The 16933-nt window shown below is 68.8% G+C and carries 14 protein-coding genes; 8 read left to right on the top strand and 6 right to left on the bottom strand.

The window, feature by feature from the left end:
- Positions 1 to 96 precede the first annotated feature (96 nt).
- Entirely contained in the window at positions 97 to 648 is a 552-nt protein-coding gene (locus OG718_RS07800) for a DUF3455 domain-containing protein (protein ID WP_328843720.1), read from the bottom strand.
- A 449-nt stretch (positions 649 to 1097) separates the two neighbouring features.
- Here OG718_RS07800 and OG718_RS07795 point away from each other — a divergent pair, with 449 nt between their 5' ends.
- The 5 genes from OG718_RS07795 to OG718_RS07775 are packed head-to-tail and all read left to right on the top strand — an operon-like array spanning position 1098 to position 6547.
- Positions 1098 to 1721, top strand: a complete 624-nt coding sequence (locus OG718_RS07795; RefSeq protein WP_223064962.1) for an isochorismatase family protein — start codon at positions 1098 to 1100, stop codon at positions 1719 to 1721.
- The gene (locus OG718_RS07790) at positions 1718 to 3607 is read left to right on the top strand and encodes an anthranilate synthase family protein (RefSeq protein WP_328843719.1); all 1890 of its coding nucleotides are present in this window, start codon (positions 1718 to 1720) and stop codon (positions 3605 to 3607) included. Before OG718_RS07795 ends, OG718_RS07790 begins: the two co-directional genes overlap by 4 nt.
- A gap of 33 nt (positions 3608 to 3640) precedes the next feature.
- On the top strand, positions 3641 to 4150 hold the full coding sequence (locus OG718_RS07785; RefSeq protein ID WP_143641757.1) for a PhzA/PhzB family protein: 510 nt from the start codon (positions 3641 to 3643) through the stop codon (positions 4148 to 4150).
- Positions 4147 to 5676, top strand: coding sequence for an FAD-dependent oxidoreductase (locus OG718_RS07780; RefSeq protein WP_328843718.1), 1530 nt, complete (start codon positions 4147 to 4149; stop codon positions 5674 to 5676). The genes OG718_RS07785 and OG718_RS07780 overlap by 4 nt, the downstream gene beginning before the upstream one ends.
- A gap of 7 nt (positions 5677 to 5683) precedes the next feature.
- Complete coding sequence (locus OG718_RS07775; RefSeq protein ID WP_328843716.1) at positions 5684 to 6547, top strand: PhzF family phenazine biosynthesis protein; 864 nt, start codon at positions 5684 to 5686, stop codon at positions 6545 to 6547.
- A 58-nt stretch (positions 6548 to 6605) separates the two neighbouring features.
- Here the strand turns inward: OG718_RS07775 and OG718_RS07770 are convergent, their stop codons facing one another.
- From OG718_RS07770 to OG718_RS07755, 4 genes are all read right to left on the bottom strand, one after another.
- Positions 6606 to 7574 carry an AraC family transcriptional regulator gene (locus OG718_RS07770; protein WP_328843715.1) on the bottom strand — a complete coding sequence of 323 codons (969 nt, stop codon included), beginning with the start codon at positions 7572 to 7574 and terminating at the stop codon, positions 6606 to 6608.
- 243 nt (positions 7575 to 7817) lie between these two features.
- On the bottom strand, positions 7818 to 8393 hold the full coding sequence (locus OG718_RS07765) for a DedA family protein (protein WP_328843714.1): 576 nt from the start codon (positions 8391 to 8393) through the stop codon (positions 7818 to 7820).
- A gap of 140 nt (positions 8394 to 8533) precedes the next feature.
- On the bottom strand, positions 8534 to 9700 hold the full coding sequence (locus tag OG718_RS07760) for an FAD-dependent oxidoreductase (protein WP_328847707.1): 1167 nt from the start codon (positions 9698 to 9700) through the stop codon (positions 8534 to 8536).
- Between the two features lie 136 nt (positions 9701 to 9836).
- Entirely contained in the window at positions 9837 to 10766 is a 930-nt protein-coding gene (locus tag OG718_RS07755) for a LysR family transcriptional regulator (RefSeq protein ID WP_328843713.1), read from the bottom strand.
- 255 nt (positions 10767 to 11021) lie between these two features.
- Here OG718_RS07755 and OG718_RS07750 point away from each other — a divergent pair, with 255 nt between their 5' ends.
- From OG718_RS07750 to OG718_RS07740, 3 genes are all read left to right on the top strand, one after another.
- On the top strand, positions 11022 to 12833 hold the full coding sequence (locus OG718_RS07750; protein ID WP_328843712.1) for a non-ribosomal peptide synthetase: 1812 nt from the start codon (positions 11022 to 11024) through the stop codon (positions 12831 to 12833).
- Entirely contained in the window at positions 12824 to 14071 is a 1248-nt protein-coding gene (locus tag OG718_RS07745) for a cytochrome P450 (RefSeq protein WP_328843711.1), read from the top strand. Before OG718_RS07750 ends, OG718_RS07745 begins: the two co-directional genes overlap by 10 nt.
- 254 nt (positions 14072 to 14325) lie before the next feature.
- On the top strand, positions 14326 to 15309 hold the full coding sequence (locus OG718_RS07740) for a helix-turn-helix domain-containing protein (RefSeq protein WP_328843710.1): 984 nt from the start codon (positions 14326 to 14328) through the stop codon (positions 15307 to 15309).
- A 49-nt stretch (positions 15310 to 15358) separates the two neighbouring features.
- Here OG718_RS07740 and OG718_RS07735 read toward each other — a convergent pair whose 3' ends face one another.
- Complete coding sequence (locus tag OG718_RS07735) at positions 15359 to 16903, bottom strand: hypothetical protein (protein ID WP_328843709.1); 1545 nt, start codon at positions 16901 to 16903, stop codon at positions 15359 to 15361.
- Between the last annotated feature and the right edge of the window lie 30 nt (positions 16904 to 16933).

Genomic DNA, 16933 nt, shown 5'->3' with positions numbered 1-16933 from the left:
GCATCAGTCCAAGTCGAGGGTTCTGCCGCCCGGGGGAAGCAACAGCAGTGGCCCCTCGAACTCGTCCAGGGGCCACCGCCGTTGCTGCCTACCGCATCACTTGGCGGGCTTGTAGAAGGTGTAGGTGGCGGAGTAGGGGACGCTCGTCTGCTCGGTGCCGGTGCAGGCGGTGCTGGGGGCCACGCCGCCGCGGGTGTTGAGTCGCTGGATGTAGGAGACGTCGGCGAAGACCCCGGTGCCGCGAGTGGCGGTGGACTTCAGGAGGAGTTCGGGGATGGTGCCGGCCTTGGGGGAGGTGACAAGGGCGGCGGCGTTGACGGCGCTGCCGTCCACCGTGGACACCCAGACGGGGCCGCGCGAGTGGAGGGCGACCGTGCGGCGGGAGTGGTCGTTCTTGGCCCAGAGGGTGGCGGCGGGCTCCAGCAGCTTCCAGGCGCCGTCGGTGCAGGTGTAGACCTGGACGCCTTCGGCGGAGAAGACGCCGGTGAGGCGGTTGCCGTCGGGGACCTTCAGCGCGGCGGGAACGTCGACGCCGGTGCGGGCGGGCTGCGAAGCCGCCGCCGAGCCGACCGTCGCGCTCAAGAGCGTGGCGGCGGTGACGGCGGCGAGAGCCGTGGTGGTGAGGACGAGCCGCTTGGCGAGCTTCATCAGGTGTGTCTCCAGAGCAATTTCTGAACGTGTTCTTGGGTATGGACGCGGATGTTGTGCGTGTCCCAGAGCCGGGACTGGGCAGATTCCGAACGTCCGGGCCGGTCAGATGATCTTCAGGCTTGCTGCCGCACTGTACGCGTGAACCCATCCGGCTGGGCAGTCAACTTCTGATCAGTTTGTGGCCAACTCTGCTCACTGGCTGGGACGGCCGTACATCAGGCTCAGACGCGTATGGATCCGGGCCTTGCGCGTATGGCTGTGGGGTACGAGGCGGTGGTTGCGTAGGCCGTCGTAGTCGCCGCGGGGGCACCACGGAACGTGCAACCTCACGAGCCACCCCGGCCGAACCGCCGTAAGTGGAAGAGGAATTCAGTCGTGATGCACGCCTCCACCGTTCCCGGGGGACAGCTCTCCACCCGCTGTTCCGAGAGTCACCTGGGGGGATCATGACCGGCATTCCGAACATCGAGCCGTACCCGCTGCCGACATCGGCGGAGCTGTCGAAGAACGTGGCCGACTGGACGGTCGACCCGCAGCGCGGCGCGTTGTTGATACACGACATGCAGCGGTACTTCCTGCGTCCTTTTCCCGAAACCATGACGAGGCAGCTCGTGCGGAACACGGTTTCGGTGCGGGACCGGTGCCGGGATCTGGGCATGCCGGTGGCGTACACGATGCAGCCCGGTGCCATGAACCCGTCGCAGCGCGGCCTGCTCGCCGACTTCTGGGGTGCGGGAATGGAAACCGCGCCGGTCGACCGTGACGTGCCTGAACCGCTGACACCCGGGCCACTGGACGGGGTGTTCACGAAGTGGCGGTACAGCGCCTTCTTCCGAACCGAGTTACTGGCATGGCTGCGCCGGCACGGCGCCGATCAGCTCGTCATCTGCGGGGTGTACGCCCATGTGGGCGTCCTGGCCAGCGCGGTCGACGCGTTCAGCAACGACGTCCAGCCATTCGTCGTGGCCGACGCGGTCGCGGACTTCTCGGCGCGGGACCATCGATTCGCCCTGGAGTACGCCGCGCGGAAGTGTGCTGTCGTGGTCACCGCGGAGGACGTCCTGCCGTGACCGGTACGTCAGGTCTGCTCCGCCGAGTGCTGGCAGCGGAGCCACCTCCGTTCGCGCTGCTGCACCGACCCGAACGGACCGGCCGACATCAACTCGACGTGCTGACAGGTGAGTCGTGCATGCCGGACAGCCTCGCCGATGTCCCGATGGCCGAGGACGGGCAGGGGCATCAGGTCCTGGCGGTCGTCCCCTACCGGCAGCTCCGCGAACGTGGCCTCGCGTGTGTCGACGACGGCGCGCCGCTGACCGCGATGCTGATCACCGAGCAGGCGGTGGTGCCACTGACCGATCTGCTCCGGCACATCCCCGAGGTCCCGGTCCGGCTCGTCGACGGGCACTTCGACACCGACGACGACACCTACGCCCGTACCGTCGAACGGATCGTCAGCGACGAGATCGGGCAGGGCACGGGCTCGAACTTCGTGCTCGGACGACGCTTTGCCGGGCGTATCGCCGACTACGACCTCGACGTGGCACGCACCGTCTTCCGCCGACTGTGCGAACAGGAGTCCGGCGCGTACTGGACCTTCCTCATCCACACCGGCACCCGTACGTTCGTCGGCGCCACACCGGAACGCCACGTCAGCCTGGACGACGGTGACGCGGTGATGAACCCGATCAGCGGCACGTACCGCTATCCCGGAGACGGGCCCACCCTGGCCGGACTGATGGCGTTCCTGGACAGTCACAAGGAGTCCGACGAGCTGCACATGGTGCTCGACGAGGAACTGAAGATGATGGCCCGCGTCTGTGACAGCGGCGGTGCCCGGGTCCTGGGGCCTCGACTCAAGGAGATGGCCCGGCTCGCGCACACCGAGTACCTCATCACGGGCCGTTCCCGCCGACACCCGCTGGACATCCTGTCGGAGACGTTGTTCGCGCCCACGGTGACCGGCAGCCCGCTGGCCAGCGCATGCCGGGTGATCACTCGGTACGAGCCGGCCGGGCGCGGCTACTACGGCGGTGTCGCCGCACTGATCGGCCGCGACTCCGCAGGCGGTCACCGCCTCGACTCGGCCATCATGATCCGTACGGCGGACATCGACCCGACGGGCCGGGTCGGGATCGGTGTCGGTGCGACGCTCGTACGGCACTCGAATCCGACGGCCGAGGCGGCGGAGACCCACGCCAAGGCGGCGACCCTGCTGCGGGTCATGTCCACCGATCCGGGGGCCGAGGCCCGCCGTGGGCCCGGTCGCCTTCGCCCGCTCGGCGAGCATCCCTACGTACGGGACGTCCTTCAGCGTCGCAGACGGGGCCTCGCCGGGTTCTGGCTCGACACCGGACACCAACGGCCGACGCCCGTGTCGTCCCCGCGCCGGGCTCTGGTGGTGGACGCGGAGGACACGTTCACCGCGATGATCGCCGAGCAACTCCGGTCACTGGAACTGGAGGTGACCGTCCGACGCTGGGACGAACCGTACGCGTGGGACGCGGAAGACCTTGTCGTCCTGGGCCCCGGGCCGGGCGACCCCCGGGACGCCGACGACCCCAGGAACCTCCACCTCCGGCGGGCGATCGAAACGCTGCTGGCCGGGCGGAAGCCGTTCCTCGCCGTGTGTCTGAGCCACCAACTCCTCTGCCGGGCACTCGGCTTGGACGTGCGCCGCGGCGCCGTGCCCCATCAGGGCACGCAGCGCGAGATCGAGCTGTTCGGCGAGAACGAGACGGTCGGTTTCTACAACACGTTCGCCGCGCACAGCGACACCGACAAGCTCGACGTGCCCGGTGTCGGCCCGGTGGAGGTCAGCCGGGACGCAGACACCGGTGAGGTGCACGCACTGCGCGGACCTCGCTTCGCCTCCCTGCAGTTCCACGCCGAGTCGGTGCTGACCCGCAACGGCCCCGCCCTCTTCGCCGCGCGCATCGACGAGGCGCTGGCCTGACACATGCCCAACCCGCGACAGAGGAGATCGACCATGACCCAACACACGAGGCCCCAGGAGTGGGTCGACAGCGACTCCGAACTCCGCCGTACCAACCGGGCCACGGTGGAGCGATACCTGGACATGACGGAAGGACCGGCGAGGCTCCAACGCCACCACCTCTTCACCGAGGACGCGCGAGGCGGTCTGTGGACCACCGACACCGGGCAACCGGCCGCGGTCACCGGACGGGAGAACCTGTACCTGATGGCCGCGTGGTCGCTCGAGTGTTTCCCCGACTGGCGCTGGACCAATGTCGAGATCTACGAGACCCAGGATCCCAACCGGATGTGGGTCGAGTGCGACGGAGAGGGACAGATCATCTTCCCCCACTATCAGCCGGGCCACTACCGCAACCACTTCATCCACTCGTTCCGCCTCGACAACGGAATGATCGCGGAGATAAGGGAGTTCATGAATCCCTGCGAGCAGATGCGGGCCCTGGGCATCGTGGTACCGGTCGTCAAGAGAGGCGGGATCCCCACCGACGGGGAGGTGGCATGACCTCGGTGATCGTCGTCGGTTCGGGCGCGGCGGGGCTGGCCGCGGCCCTGTCGGCTCGCGAGTCGGGCGCCGAGGTCACCGTTTTGGAGGCGACATCGACGATCGGCGGCACCACCGCCCTGTCCAGCGGGGCGGCCTGGCTGCCCGACAACCACCTGCCGCTCGCCGCCGAGGACACCCCGCAGCGCGCCCGTACGTATCTGCGTGCCCTCGGCCGATCCGACGAGTACGGGTACGAGTCCGCGGACACCGCCATGTCCGACCGCTTTGTCGACGAGGCGCCGCGCGTGGCCGAGTGGCTCGAAACGAAGACACCGCTGCGCTGGGCCACGCTTCCGATACCGGACTGCCACGGCACACTGCCAGGTGGGTACGAGGTCGGCCGGTCGCTCGAACCACGGCCGTTCCGCACCGCACCGCAGGTAGCCGACCTGGTGCGTGCCGCTCTGCCCTGGCGGCCGCCGGCGACACTCACCGAACTCCTCACAGGAAAAGCCGCACCCGAACTCATCGAGCAGCGCAGACAGGCCGGAGTGCACACCGCGGGGCAGGCACTGGTGGCCGCCCTGCTCACGGCTGCCATCGACGCGGGCATCACCATCCGTACGCACGCCAGGGCGACTCGGTTCCTCGGCGTCGGCGTGGTGGTCGACGGCATGTCGCTCGACGGACGGGTCGTACTCGCGACGGGTGGCTTCGAACGCGACGAGGCGCTCGTCCGGCGATTCCTCGGCGGCCCTGTTGCCGGTCTCGCGGGAGCACCGGGCGCACGCGGAGACGGGCTGCGCATGGCCATCGACGCCGGGGCAGCGCTGCACAACACGGCGCAGGCCTGGTGGTGCCCGACGATCCGGATACCCGGCGACGCGATCGACGACGAACCCGTGCACCGGATCCTCCTTGCCGAGCGTGCGCGCCCCGGCAGCGTGTTGGTCAACCGCGACGGCCACCGGTTCACCAACGAGGCACAGAGCTACCACGAGGTCGGCCGATCGCTGCACCCGACCGAACCGTCATGGCTGATCGTCGACGCCGCTTACCGCCGGCGCCATCCGATCGGCCCGGTCCGGCCCGACGACCCCGACCCGGACTGGCTGCAACGCGCGTGCACACTGCTGGAGTTGGCGCGGCTCATCGATGTCCCGGGCGACGCGCTCGCCAAGACGATCAGCCGGTTCAACTGGGCGGCGGCCGCCGGCGAGGATCCGGACTTCGACCGGGGAGTGAACCCCTACGACGGCGTTATGGGCGATCCCGGCGCCGTCCACCCGACGTTGGGGCCCCTTTACGCACCACCCTTCTACGCCGTGCCGGTACGGCCAGGACTCGGCGGGACCGGCGGCGGCCCGCGCACCGATCCCGACGGGCGCGTGCTGTCCGACGACGGGACGGCCGTGTCAGGTCTGTACGCCGCGGGCAACGTCGCCGCCGGCCCGTTCGGGTCGGCCTACCCGGGCACCGGCGCGACGATCGGCCAGGCTCTCGTGTTCGGCGCCCAGGCCGGCAGAGCAGCGGCAGGAGACTGAACCCACCATGCACCAGTACGTGATCGTCGACGTGTTCACCACGATTGCCCTGCAGGGCAACCCCCTGGCCGTCTTCCCGGACGCGGTCGGCATCCCCGCCGAGAGGATGCAACTGATCGCGCGCGAAATGAACCTCTCGGAGACGACGTTCGTCCTCCCCGCCCGGGCCGACGGGGACCGGCGGGTCCGCATCTTCACCCCGGTCGGCGAACTGCCGTTCGCCGGGCACCCGGTACTGGGCACGGCGGCGGTGCTCGGCGTGTCCACGGCGGTGGACCGGCTACGGCTCGAAACCGCGGGCGGCACCATCCCGGTCGACTTCCACCACCGAAGCGACCGGACCGTCACGGCCGCCATGCGCCAGCCGATCCCGGTCTGGGAGCCGTACGGACGGCGGGACGAACTCCTCGACGCACTCGGCCTCGAATCCTCGACCCTCCCGGTGGACGCCTACCGGAACGGGCCCCGGCACGTCTACGTCGGAGTCGAGAGCGAGGCGGCCCTCGCCCGGGTCCAACCCGATCTGGGCGCGCTGGCACGACACCCTGACATGGCCGCCATCTGTTTCTCGCGCCCGGGCGGATCCGGGGGCCCTGCTGACTGCGGAGATCGCTGGCGTATGCGGATGTTCTCCCCGGCCTACGGCGTGAGCGAGGACGCGGGGACGGGATCGGCCGCCGGCCCGCTCGCGGTGCACCTCGCGCGGTACGGACTCCTCCCGTTCGGCAAGCAGATCGAGATCGTCCAAGGAGTGGAGCTGGGCCGCCCGTCACACATGTTCGCCAGGGCCGAGGGCAACAGTCGTCGACTGGACACGGTCGAGGTCGAAGGATCAGCGGTCATCACCGCCCGCGGAACGCTCTTCGCCTGACCGGCCGAGCGAGCCGAGGCCGCTGGTCGAAGCGGCTCCGGGAGTTGGTGGCGCAGCCCTATGTCCCACAAGCCTGGCGGGACTCGACGTCACGGAAACGGCCTGGTGAAATGCCGTACTCGCGGCGGAAAGCGGCGCCGAACGCGAATTCCGTCGAGTAGCCGACCTGACGGGCGATCGTCGCCAGCGGTGCCCTGGATTCCCGGAGCAGCCGGGCCCCGTGGCTCAGGCGTCGGCCGGTCAGATACGTCATGGGCGGCTGGCCCACCATCGCGGTGAATCGCTTGGTGAAGGCCGTCCGCGACAGTCCCACACTCTTGCTGAGCTGCTGTACCGTCCACGGCTTGTGCAGGCTCGTATGGATCTCGCGCAATGCGGCGGCGATGGCGGGATCATTGATCTCCGGCCGGTCCGCGTCCCGATTCTGCTCCATCCACTGGCGCAGAGCGTGGGTCAGCAGGAGGTCCAGGAGCGCGGGACGGGTCGCCCCACTGCCCGGTTGTGTGTCGGACACGTCCACAGCCAACAGATCGGTCAGCAACCGGAGTTGCAGGTCGCGGTCATGGCCCGGCGAAACAACGAGGACCTCGGGTAACGCTCTTAAGTACGGGTGTACTTGTCCGTGGTCGAGCCAGTACGCGCCGCAGAGGAGCTCGACGTCGGCCGGGTCGGGACTGTGCGCGTCCTCGTTCAATGCCGCTGCCACCGGGGGCAGGTCCTTGAGCAGGCTCGGTGCGTGGCTGAGTCCGAGCTCGGCACCGAAGGGGGTGAGGACGACATCGCCCGCCTTGAGTGCACGTGGCCGGCCGGTTGCCGGGATCAGCCAGGCAGTGCCCCGGAGGAGGATGTGGAACCCGCTGCCCGCGAAGGCGGGGAATCGCATGCCCCAAGAGCCCGATTCCCTGGCCCGGCAGGCCTTGGCCCGTCCGATCCGCACGCTGCCGATCGCCTCGCTCAGTACGTCCATGCCCGAGTCGGTACGGGCGCGGGTGGTGGCAGCCGTGCCGGTGGAACTCTTTGGGTTCACGCGTTTCTCGTCTTTCGTATGCAACAGGGCCCAGAGCTGCCTGGGTTTGCCCTACTGCCGGAGCCTAGGTTGATCGGCACGGCAGACACTTGAACCACAGCGGCATCCGAACAGAACATCCGCGCCACAAGCCGGTGTTGTCGCGCGCGGAGCCGGTTCGACGATGTGGATCCTCGGACGGCCGGCTCCTGAACCGGACCGGGCGCCGAAGGACCTCTGCTGGGAGGCTGTGGAAGCCGCGCCTCAACGATGTCCGGCGCTGAGATCATCTGTCTTGACAGGACTCCTGCGGCGCCGAAGATGTCGTGAGAACTCCACCGCGCCGGTTACCGCGAACGCGAGCCCGACGCCGACGGCGATGGCAAGGAGCGTGTTCTCCTGGAAGAAGACGCCGCCGAGGTATCCCGACAGTGCGGTGTAGGCGCTCCACGTGGAGGTGGAAATCGCGACGTACAGCATGAAGCTGCGCAGCGGGTAACCCACCACCCCCGCCGTGCCTGTGGCGAGATAGCGTCCGACCGGAATGAATCGCGTGGAGACGAGTACGAAACCGCCGCGTGTTTCAAGTTCACGCTCGAACCAGTCATACGCTTTCCGGCGCTTGGTACCGACTGGCAGGCGTTTGAGTACGCGCTTCCCCATCAACCGGCCGATGGAATAGGGAACGAGGTCGCCGAGAAAGGCGCCGACCGTCGTAGCGGCGATGACAAGCATGATGTTCGTCTGCCCGGTCGCGCCGGCGATTCCTGCGAGGATCACGACGGGTTCGCTCGGGATCAACGGGAGGAACGAGTCGAGTAGGGACACCGCGATGAGCACGGCGTAGAGCGTAGGAGACGCTACTAAAGACTCCGCGAGGTCTATCCAGTCCGGCATTTACTACCTGCTCCTGTCGTATGGATACGGAACTTCATGGGCGATTCCAAAATTCTTGGGATGCCTTGGTACAGCGGCGGGTGTCAGGTGGCGGGTGCCGTGGTGAGCATCCAGTGGCTGAACGCGGCGTAGCGTCGTGCGAACTCGGCTGCGTCACTGGCGTGTTCGACGGCGGCGGAGTGTTCGCGGACCGTATCGAAGCGGGCGCGGCGGTCGTGCTCGTAGGTGGTGAGGGCCTTTTCCTGGTCGGTCTCGGTGCTCAGGGTGTTGCGCAGGACGCTGACGTCTTCGATGCCGAGAGTGCCGCCGGAAGCGATGTGGGGGGACAGTCCGTGTGCGGCGTCGCCGATCAGAGCGACCCGCGTGCTGGTCCAGTGGGGCAGTTCGGGGACCAGGGTGACCTGGTTCTCCAGGATGGATTCCTCCGGTGTTTCGGCGATCAGGGACAGGAGTTCGTCGTTCCAGCCCGCCTCGGCCAGATTCCGTGCGCGTTGCAGTGCCCGTTCGCGCTTGCTGCCGGTGAGCGGTCCGGCGTCGAACTGGTTGACCATCCACATGGTCCGGTCGCGAGCGATCCTGGCGTATCCGCCGCGGGTTCTGCGGTGGCCGACGGTGAGCACGGTGGCCTCTGCTTTTTGGCTGCCGGTCGGCACGATCGCGCGCCAGGCGTAGTGGCCGGAGTGTGTGACGGCGTCGCTTCCCGGCACCAGTTGCCTGCGCACGTGTGAGTGGACGCCGTCCGCGCCGATCAGCAGATCCGTGTGCAGTGTCTCGCCGTTGGCGAGATGTACGGCGACGTTGGATCCGGTCTCGGTATATCCGGTCGCGTGGGCGTCGGCGCGGATTCGGTCGCGGCCGATGGTGTCGGCCAGGAGGTTGTTCAACTCGGGGCGCGGCACGAGGAGGAACTGGTGATCGCTGTCGGTGTACCCGGGAGCGCGGACCGGATCGCCGGCAGGGTTGAAGAACCACGTGTTCTGTTCGATGCCCATGTCGCGGATGGCCGGGCCGATGCCGAGGTGGTCGAATTCTCGCAACGCGTTGGCCCACAGGCCGATACCGGCGCCGACGGCTCGGATCTGTGGTGCCTGTTCCAGCACGATGACCTCGTGGCCGATGAGTTTGAGGGAGGCCGCGGCTGTGAGCCCTACCAGGCCGCCGCCGACGATCACCGTGGATTTCGTGGACAACGTCTCTACTCCTTCGGTTGACGGACAAGGGCGTGCCGGGCGCGCCGCCGAAACCGGCAGCGCGCATGAAGGCTCTTAGCGGGAGTTCAGATGCCGATGGGCACGCCTCGACACTACGAGCGGCCGCCGCTTGCTTCAAATGCAATGTCATCAATGAGGGATTTACCCGCGTGCACTTAACTCGCGACGCTCACCACTACGCGGCAGGTCCACGGCAGGCGCCGACCCGGCCGAGAAAGGTGGCGAAAGCGTCGCGTACCTGGGTGCGGAGCCACGCGTGGGCCTTGTCGTTGTCGTAACGCTGGTGCCAGGCGACGGTCACCGGTACGGGCGCGAGGTCAAACGGCGGCGTGCCGGTATGGAGTCCGCAAGCGTCGAGCGTCGGCCGGCAGATCTGCTCGGACACCACTACGAGCAGTTCGCTCCGGCTGACGATGTGCAGTGCTGCCGTGCTGGTGGGGGCAGACGCAACAACTCTGCGCCGCAAGCCGAGGTCTTTGAGGGCAACGTCGATCGGGTCCTCGGTCCGGCCGCGACGGGACACGATGACGTGGTCGGCGGCTGCGAAGCGTTCAGCGGTCAACGGGGCGCCCGCGCAGGGGTGGTCGGGCCGGAACGCGACCACGAGCCGGTCGTCACCGAGCGTTTCATGGCTGATCTCAGGCAGGACCGGCAGGGTCGAGCTGATCTGCAGGTCGACCCTGCCGTGCCGCAAATCGTTGGTGTCGATGTCGGCCTCCGCCAGCAGCCGCACGGACAGGCCGGGGCCGGCCTGCCGGATCGCGGCGAGGAGATGGGGAGCGATCGCCGTTGTGAGGGCGTCGTTTCCGCGGATGATGAAAGCTCTCCGCAGGGTGCCGAGATCCAGCGTGCGCTTCGGTTCGAGGATCGCGCGCGACTGTTCGACGAGGTAGTGCACGTCGTCACGAATTTCCAGGGCATAGGGCGTCGGTGTCATTGTCCGGCCTGTGCGGACCAGGATCTGGTCCCCGGTGAGCCGGCGGATCCGGCCGAGGCTGCGGCTCGTGGCCGGGGCGGACAGGCGCAGCCGTTCTGCGGCCCCTGTCACGCTGCCCTCCTCCAGGAGGGCATCCAGCACCGCCAAGAGATTCAGGTCCAGTTGCATGGGCGCACTTTAGGGCTGCCAAGTACGCGCTGGTCGGCATGAGTTGGCGGCTGTGCGGTTCCGCTGCTTGCGATGGTTGCCGCGAGGCTCGGTCCTTGTGGCCCGCGGTGTGCGTACGCACGCGTATGGATCCGCGCCACCGGAGTATGTGCCCCTCGGCCGGCCGCTGGTTGTGTCGGCTGTGCGACAACCTCATCCGACCGGCCGCGCCGACTTCGTCCGTGAGGGTGGGGCACAGATGAAGCGGGGATGCCGATGAAGGACGTCACGATCACCGGGCTGTTCGCCGATCGCGTGCGGTGCGCACCCGACGCGACGGCGTTGCGCTTCCGCGGTGAGGAGATGACCTATCGGCAGTTGGATCTGCGCGCCGAACACCTGGCACACCGGCTGCGAGACCTCGGCGTCGGGCCGGAGGACATCGTCGGTGTATGCGTCGAGCGCTCCTTCGAGATGATCGTCGCTCTCCTCGGTGTGCTGAAGGCGGGAGCGGCGTATCTGCCGTTGCACCCGGACGAGCCCGCCCCGCGGCTGCGGTTCATGCTCGACCACGCGGACGCCCGTGTCCTGCTCACTCACCGGCCCGTCCTCGGGCAACTGCCCGATCTCGACGTGACCGTGCTTGATGTGGACGGCCCCGAGGCCCCTGATGCCACGCCACTTCCGTACCGCGGGTCGGCCGACGGGCTGGCCTACGTGCGCTACACCTCGGGCTCGACCGGTCATCCGAAGGCCGTGGCCGTGCCGCACCGGGGCGTGGTCCGGCTGGTGCACGACACCGGCTGGATCGAGTTCGGCCCTGGCGAGACCTTTCTCCAGCTGTGTGCGCTGACCTTCGACCCGTCCGAGTTCGAGATCTGGGGAGCCCTGCTGAACGGTGGCTGCCTGGTCATCCACCCGCCCGGCCCGTTGTCGCTGCCGGAGCTGGCGGAGTGCCTCCGGCGGGAGAAGATCACGACGCTCTGGCTGACCGCCGGACTGTTCCACCGCATGGTGGACCGGCACGTGGACAGCCTCGGCGGGCTTCGCCAACTCGTCGCCGGCGGGGACGTACTCTCACCGGCCCATGTCAACCGCGTACGGCGTGCCCACCCGAAGGTCAGGATGGTCAACGGCTACGGGCCGACGGAGAACACCTGCTTCACGACATCCCACACGGTCACCCGCCAGATCAGGGGGACGGTTCCGATCGGGACGCCGATCTCCGGCACACGCGTGTACATCCTGGACGAGGGCCTGCGGCCGGTCCCCGAGGGGGAGTGGGGCGAGCTGTACACCGGCGGCGCCGGGCTCGCACGCGGCTACCTGCACCGTCCGGAGCTGACACAGCGGCGATTCCTGCCCGATCCGTTCCTGCCGGGCGAACGGATGTACCGGGTCGGGGATGTGGTCCGCCGAGACTGGAGCGGCGTGATGGAGTTCCGCGGCCGCGCCGACGACCAGGTGAAGATCGCCGGTCACCGGATCGAGCCGGGCGAGGTCGTGGCCGCGCTGACCGACCAGCCCGGTGTGTCGGAGGCCGTCGTGATCGCCCGGGAGGACGTCACGCCGGGCGAGAAGGTACTGGTCGCCTATGTCGTCGCGGAACTCCCGGCCGAGAACCCCGCCGACCTGGCCACCGAACTGCGCCGAGCGCTCCGACACCGGTTGCCGCGGCACATGGTCCCCGCCGCGTTCACGATGCTCCCCGAGTTCCCGCTGACCCGGGCCGGCAAGATCGACCGTTCGGCGCTACCGGTGCCGAAGCTCATGCCGCGCGCCATTGGCACCGCGTACGAATCCCCGAGGACGCCGGTCGAGACGAAGCTGGCCGATGTCTTCGCCGATGCCCTTGCGGTCGAACAGGTCGGCATCCACGACGACTTCTTCGCCATCGGCGGCAACTCACTCATCGCCGCGGACGTCCTCGCCCGACTCCGGGGTGAACTGGCGGTCGACGTACCGGCGGCCCGCTTGTTCTTCGAGAACCCCACGGTGGCCGGGCTGGCCGAAACGGTCGCCGCGCACACCGCATCGTCCACCGAGGCATCCGGCGAAGACCACGAGGGAGACAGGGCATGCGACTGACACACCCCACCGAAGACGAAGCGATCGACCTGGACAAGGCCGACCTGTTCGACCCCGTCGTGCACGCGGAGGGCGACCCGCATGCGATCTGGCTCGCCATGCGCACCCACGACCCCGTGCACTGGCAGCAGTTACGTCCGGACCTGGGGTTCTGGTCGGCCACGGTCTACGACGACGTGGCGAAGGTGTTGCGGGACCACACCGCGTTCACCTCCGAACACGGCACGCTGCTGAACCTGTTGGGGAGGAAGGATGCCGCCGGCGGGAAGCAACTTCCAGCGACCGATCCGCCGCGGCACACACGCATGCGCTCGCCGGTCCAGCGTGCGCTCAACGGCCGTGCGGTGGAGGGGCATCGAGGCGTGATCCGCGACGAGGTGCGCCGCCTCTTCGCCGGGATCGTCGACGGTGAGCCGTTCGACTTCGCCGAGCTGACCGACCAGTTGCCGATGGCGGTGATCGGGACACTCATGGGCCTCGATCGCGGCGACTGGTCCCACCTGACGCTCCTCACCACCCAGGCTGTCGCACCCGACGACCCCGAGTTCGTACGACCGGAGGGCGCGCAGGCCACGCTGCACCGGGCACACCGGGAACTGTTCGCATGCCTGCAGGACGCCCTCGCGAAGCGCTGGGGCGGCGGCACCGGCGACCTGATCGACGTACTGTCGACGATGGAGTTCGAAGACGGCGGAGGACCGCTTACCGCGGGCGAGATCGTCTCGAACTGCTACAGCCTGCTCCTCGGCGCGAACGTCACGACACCCCACGTACCGAACGCGGCCCTGGCCGAGTTGAGCGCCACCGGCACGTACGCGGACTGGGCCGAACATCCGGAATTGCTGGACGGCGGGATCGAGGAGGCGCTGCGCTGGTCCTCGCCGACCAGCCACTTCATCCGCTACGCCAGGCACGACGTCCAACTCGGCAAGGTCACGGTCCGTGCGGGTGAGGCCGTGGCCGCGTGGATCGGCTCGGCGAACCGGGACGCGAGCGTGTTCCCGGATCCGTACACCTTCGACGTACGCCGCAACGCTCGACGTCACCTGGCCTTCGGCGTCGGCCCGCACTTCTGTCTCGGCCACGCCCTGGTGAGGATCACGTTGGAGGAGTTCTTCCAGGAGCTCTTCGCCCAGTTCGAGCACTTCGGGCCGGCGGGTGAACCAGAACACCTGCACTCGAACTTCATCGCGGGGATCAAGCACCTGCCGCTGGTCGCGACTCGCCGCAAAGGGTAGAAAGCGCGGGGCCAGTGGGACTGCGGCTGTGGACGCCGCCCGCAGGAGCACGACTTCTTGGGGCGACGTGCGGCGTCAGGCGGAGGTTCTCGTCCCTCGTATGCGCCACGCCCGGAACCGCCGGGGTTTTGCCCCTCGCGCCGAAGTCCAGGAAGGTCGACACGTCATGCACTCGAACCACAGCGGCATCCGGACGGAACATCCGTGCCACAAGCGGGCGTTGGAGCAACTCGTGCGAGGGGGATCGGAGGGCGATGAGCACTGGATCCAGGGCCGACGTGTCGCACGGGACGTTCCACCTGGACTCCACGGTCCCGGGCGCCGCATCGCGAGGACTCGACGCCTTCCGGCGCGGGTGGGAGACACAGCTCGGTGGCGGTTTCAGGTTGCCGGTCTTCAGCCCGGCCACGATCGGTGACTTCCGGGTCAAGGGCCGCGCCGCCAGGCTGAGCGACGTGACGATCGCCGATCTCCACGGCGCGTCGGCCACCCGGACCGTGGGCACCCCGCGTGGCGATGAGGATCTGGTGCGGATGTACGTGGTGCGGCAGGGCACATGGGCGTTGGACGGCCCGCGCGACCGTGACGAGCACACCGTGTCGGCCGGGCAGTTCCTTCTGCGGCACTTCGGACATCCATCGGCCTTCGGGACAGCGCCGCACACCGCGGCGAAGATCCTCTTCCTGCCCACCGCGATGCTCGGACCACTGCTCGGCAACCGGACCATCACCGGACCGGTCGACTCGGCCGAGGTGCGGCTGTTGGTGGCGCACGCGAACATGGTCCACGAGACCATCGCCGAGCTGAGTCCGGCCGGTGTGCACGCCGCCCACAGCACCCTGATCGAGCTGGCCAAGGCCGTGGCGCAGAGCCGGTTCGACGACACGGAACCCTTGCTGGCTCCTTCGCTCGCGAAGGCCGCCAAAGACCTCGCGGACAGTCATCTCGCCGATCCCGAGCTGTCTCCGACGATGCTGGCGCGTGAACTGCGTGTCTCCGTACGCACTCTGCAGCGGGCTTTCGCCGCGGCGGGGGAGTCGGTGACCACCTACATCCGCGACCGGCGCCTGGAGGAAGCCCGCCTCGCTCTCACCGCCGGGCCCGGCCGACCGAGCGTCTCGGAACTCGCCGCCCACTGGCAGTTCGCCGACAGCAGCCACTTCATCCGGGCCTTCAAGAAGCGCCACGGCCAGACGCCCACCGAGTACGCCCGCTCGACCGGGCGGACCGGGAGCTGAACCGAAGGTCCGGGGCAGGCCGCCGGTTCTGCGGTCACCACCTTTCGCATCAAGGCGTACGAGTCCTCGCCGCACGAGCCTCTCGCGAGACCAGGTCCGACATCACCGCACGCGGCAGCGACGGGTTGGCGGCGGCCGCTTCAACCACCTGCCAGTCCGTGTCGGTGAGGAGTTCCACGATCACCGGCGTCGGGAGAGCGGGATGGCCGGCGGCGATGGGCCGCGCCCTTCTGTCCGTCAAGCAGGTGAGCAGTGCCGGGGCGGTCGCATTGTGATGCCGGGCGACCTCGCGCAGCGCCTTCTGTACCGGTGGTTGATGCTGGGTCAGATCCTCCAGCAGCGCCGGAGTCGCGTCCGGATTGGCCGCCACCTTGGCGAGGACCCGGGCTCCGTGCCGGGCGACCATCGTGCGCAACCGTGCCTCGGAGAGGCCCGGATGCCCAGCGATGGACTTGACCACCTTCGCGTCAGGGTCGATGGCCAACGCGTCGCGAATCTCGGCCGGCAGATCGCGTCGTTGGCCCAGGAGCATCCGCACGGCCGGGTTCGCTGACCGGGCCAGTTCCACAGTCTCCATGGGCGAGGCGGCGGCGATCCGCGGCAGCAGGGTGGCGCCGATCTTGGCGGTGTCGGCCAGGTCGATGAGCACGTCGAGCGGTACACGTGGGTTGTGCGCGAGCCTGCGCCGCACTTCGTGGCCACGGTCGGCGGCCAGCACGCGGATCAGGGCTTCGTCGATCGAGGGATTCTCGGCGAGGTCGGCTCGTACACCAGGAGTGCCATCTGCCGCGAGCCGTCCGCACACCTCGGAAGGCAGGTCCGGACGGGCAGCGAGTGCCCAGCGGAGCAGCGTTGAAGGATGGTCGGCAAAGGCGATGACGGCCTCGGTGGGTGTGGCGGGGTTCCGCAGGGCCGCCTGCCGCATGTCATGCATGGTGGACTCGTGCGAGCCGTCGCAGGACGCGCCCGGCAGCAGAACGCAGTCGAGCCGGGCGCACTGCGGATCATGCACGAACGGCGTCTCCTCGCGGTCGCAGACCAGACACCGTTGCGCGGGAGGCAGCCCTTCGCCGCTTATCAGCGCCGCCAGCACGGCCGACGGTGTTGCCTCGTTTGCCGCCACCGCGCGCCGGACCTCGGCGTGCGGATGTCCGGCAAGCCTGGCTGCCACGTCCGGCGTGGCACACAGCGCGAGCTCGGCGACGACTCCTACGTCCGAGTCCGCGGCAAGCAACTCCACCACATCGCGCGGGAGATCGGGACAGGCAGCCAGCTCCTCCCGGTGCTTGGCGAGCGGATCCGCCGCGAGCAGGCGCGCCCACTCCGGCCTGCCGGCGCCTACGTGGAGCAAGGCGAGGGCGGCGTGCGGCTGCGCCGCGGGATCGATGTCGGCGGCGGTCAGCCGGCCCTCGTCCGCAAGCCGCCCGGCGCTCTCCTCGACGCGCGAGACCAACGCGACCGCCTGTGCATGGCTGAGGTCCGCGCGACCGGCGAGCTCCGCCGCGATGTCGGCGTCCGCGACCGCGACCAGCCGGTCGACCAACTCGGACGGCAGGGCCGTATTGGCGGCGAGCCCGCACAGGACATGGTTCACGAGGGCATCCTGCCTGGACCGCGGCGGAGT

The organism is Streptomyces sp. NBC_00258 (assembly GCF_036182465.1).
In the GTDB taxonomy this organism is placed as follows: domain Bacteria; phylum Actinomycetota; class Actinomycetes; order Streptomycetales; family Streptomycetaceae; genus Streptomyces.
Note: the sequence above shows the minus strand (reverse complement) of the source record. Positions and strands in the feature narration are given on the sequence as shown.

Coding starts and splice junctions, on each gene's coding strand:
- OG718_RS07800 (WP_328843720.1), bottom strand. CDS start 648: ATGAAGCTCGCCAAGCGGCTCGTCCTCACCACCACGGCTCTCGCCGCC.
- OG718_RS07795 (WP_223064962.1), top strand. CDS start 1,098: ATGACCGGCATTCCGAACATCGAGCCGTACCCGCTGCCGACATCGGCG.
- OG718_RS07785 (WP_143641757.1), top strand. CDS start 3,641: ATGACCCAACACACGAGGCCCCAGGAGTGGGTCGACAGCGACTCCGAA.
- OG718_RS07780 (WP_328843718.1), top strand. CDS start 4,147: ATGACCTCGGTGATCGTCGTCGGTTCGGGCGCGGCGGGGCTGGCCGCG.
- OG718_RS07775 (WP_328843716.1), top strand. CDS start 5,684: ATGCACCAGTACGTGATCGTCGACGTGTTCACCACGATTGCCCTGCAG.
- OG718_RS07755 (WP_328843713.1), bottom strand. CDS start 10,766: ATGCAACTGGACCTGAATCTCTTGGCGGTGCTGGATGCCCTCCTGGAG.
- OG718_RS07750 (WP_328843712.1), top strand. CDS start 11,022: ATGAAGGACGTCACGATCACCGGGCTGTTCGCCGATCGCGTGCGGTGC.
- OG718_RS07745 (WP_328843711.1), top strand. CDS start 12,824: ATGCGACTGACACACCCCACCGAAGACGAAGCGATCGACCTGGACAAG.
- OG718_RS07740 (WP_328843710.1), top strand. CDS start 14,326: ATGAGCACTGGATCCAGGGCCGACGTGTCGCACGGGACGTTCCACCTG.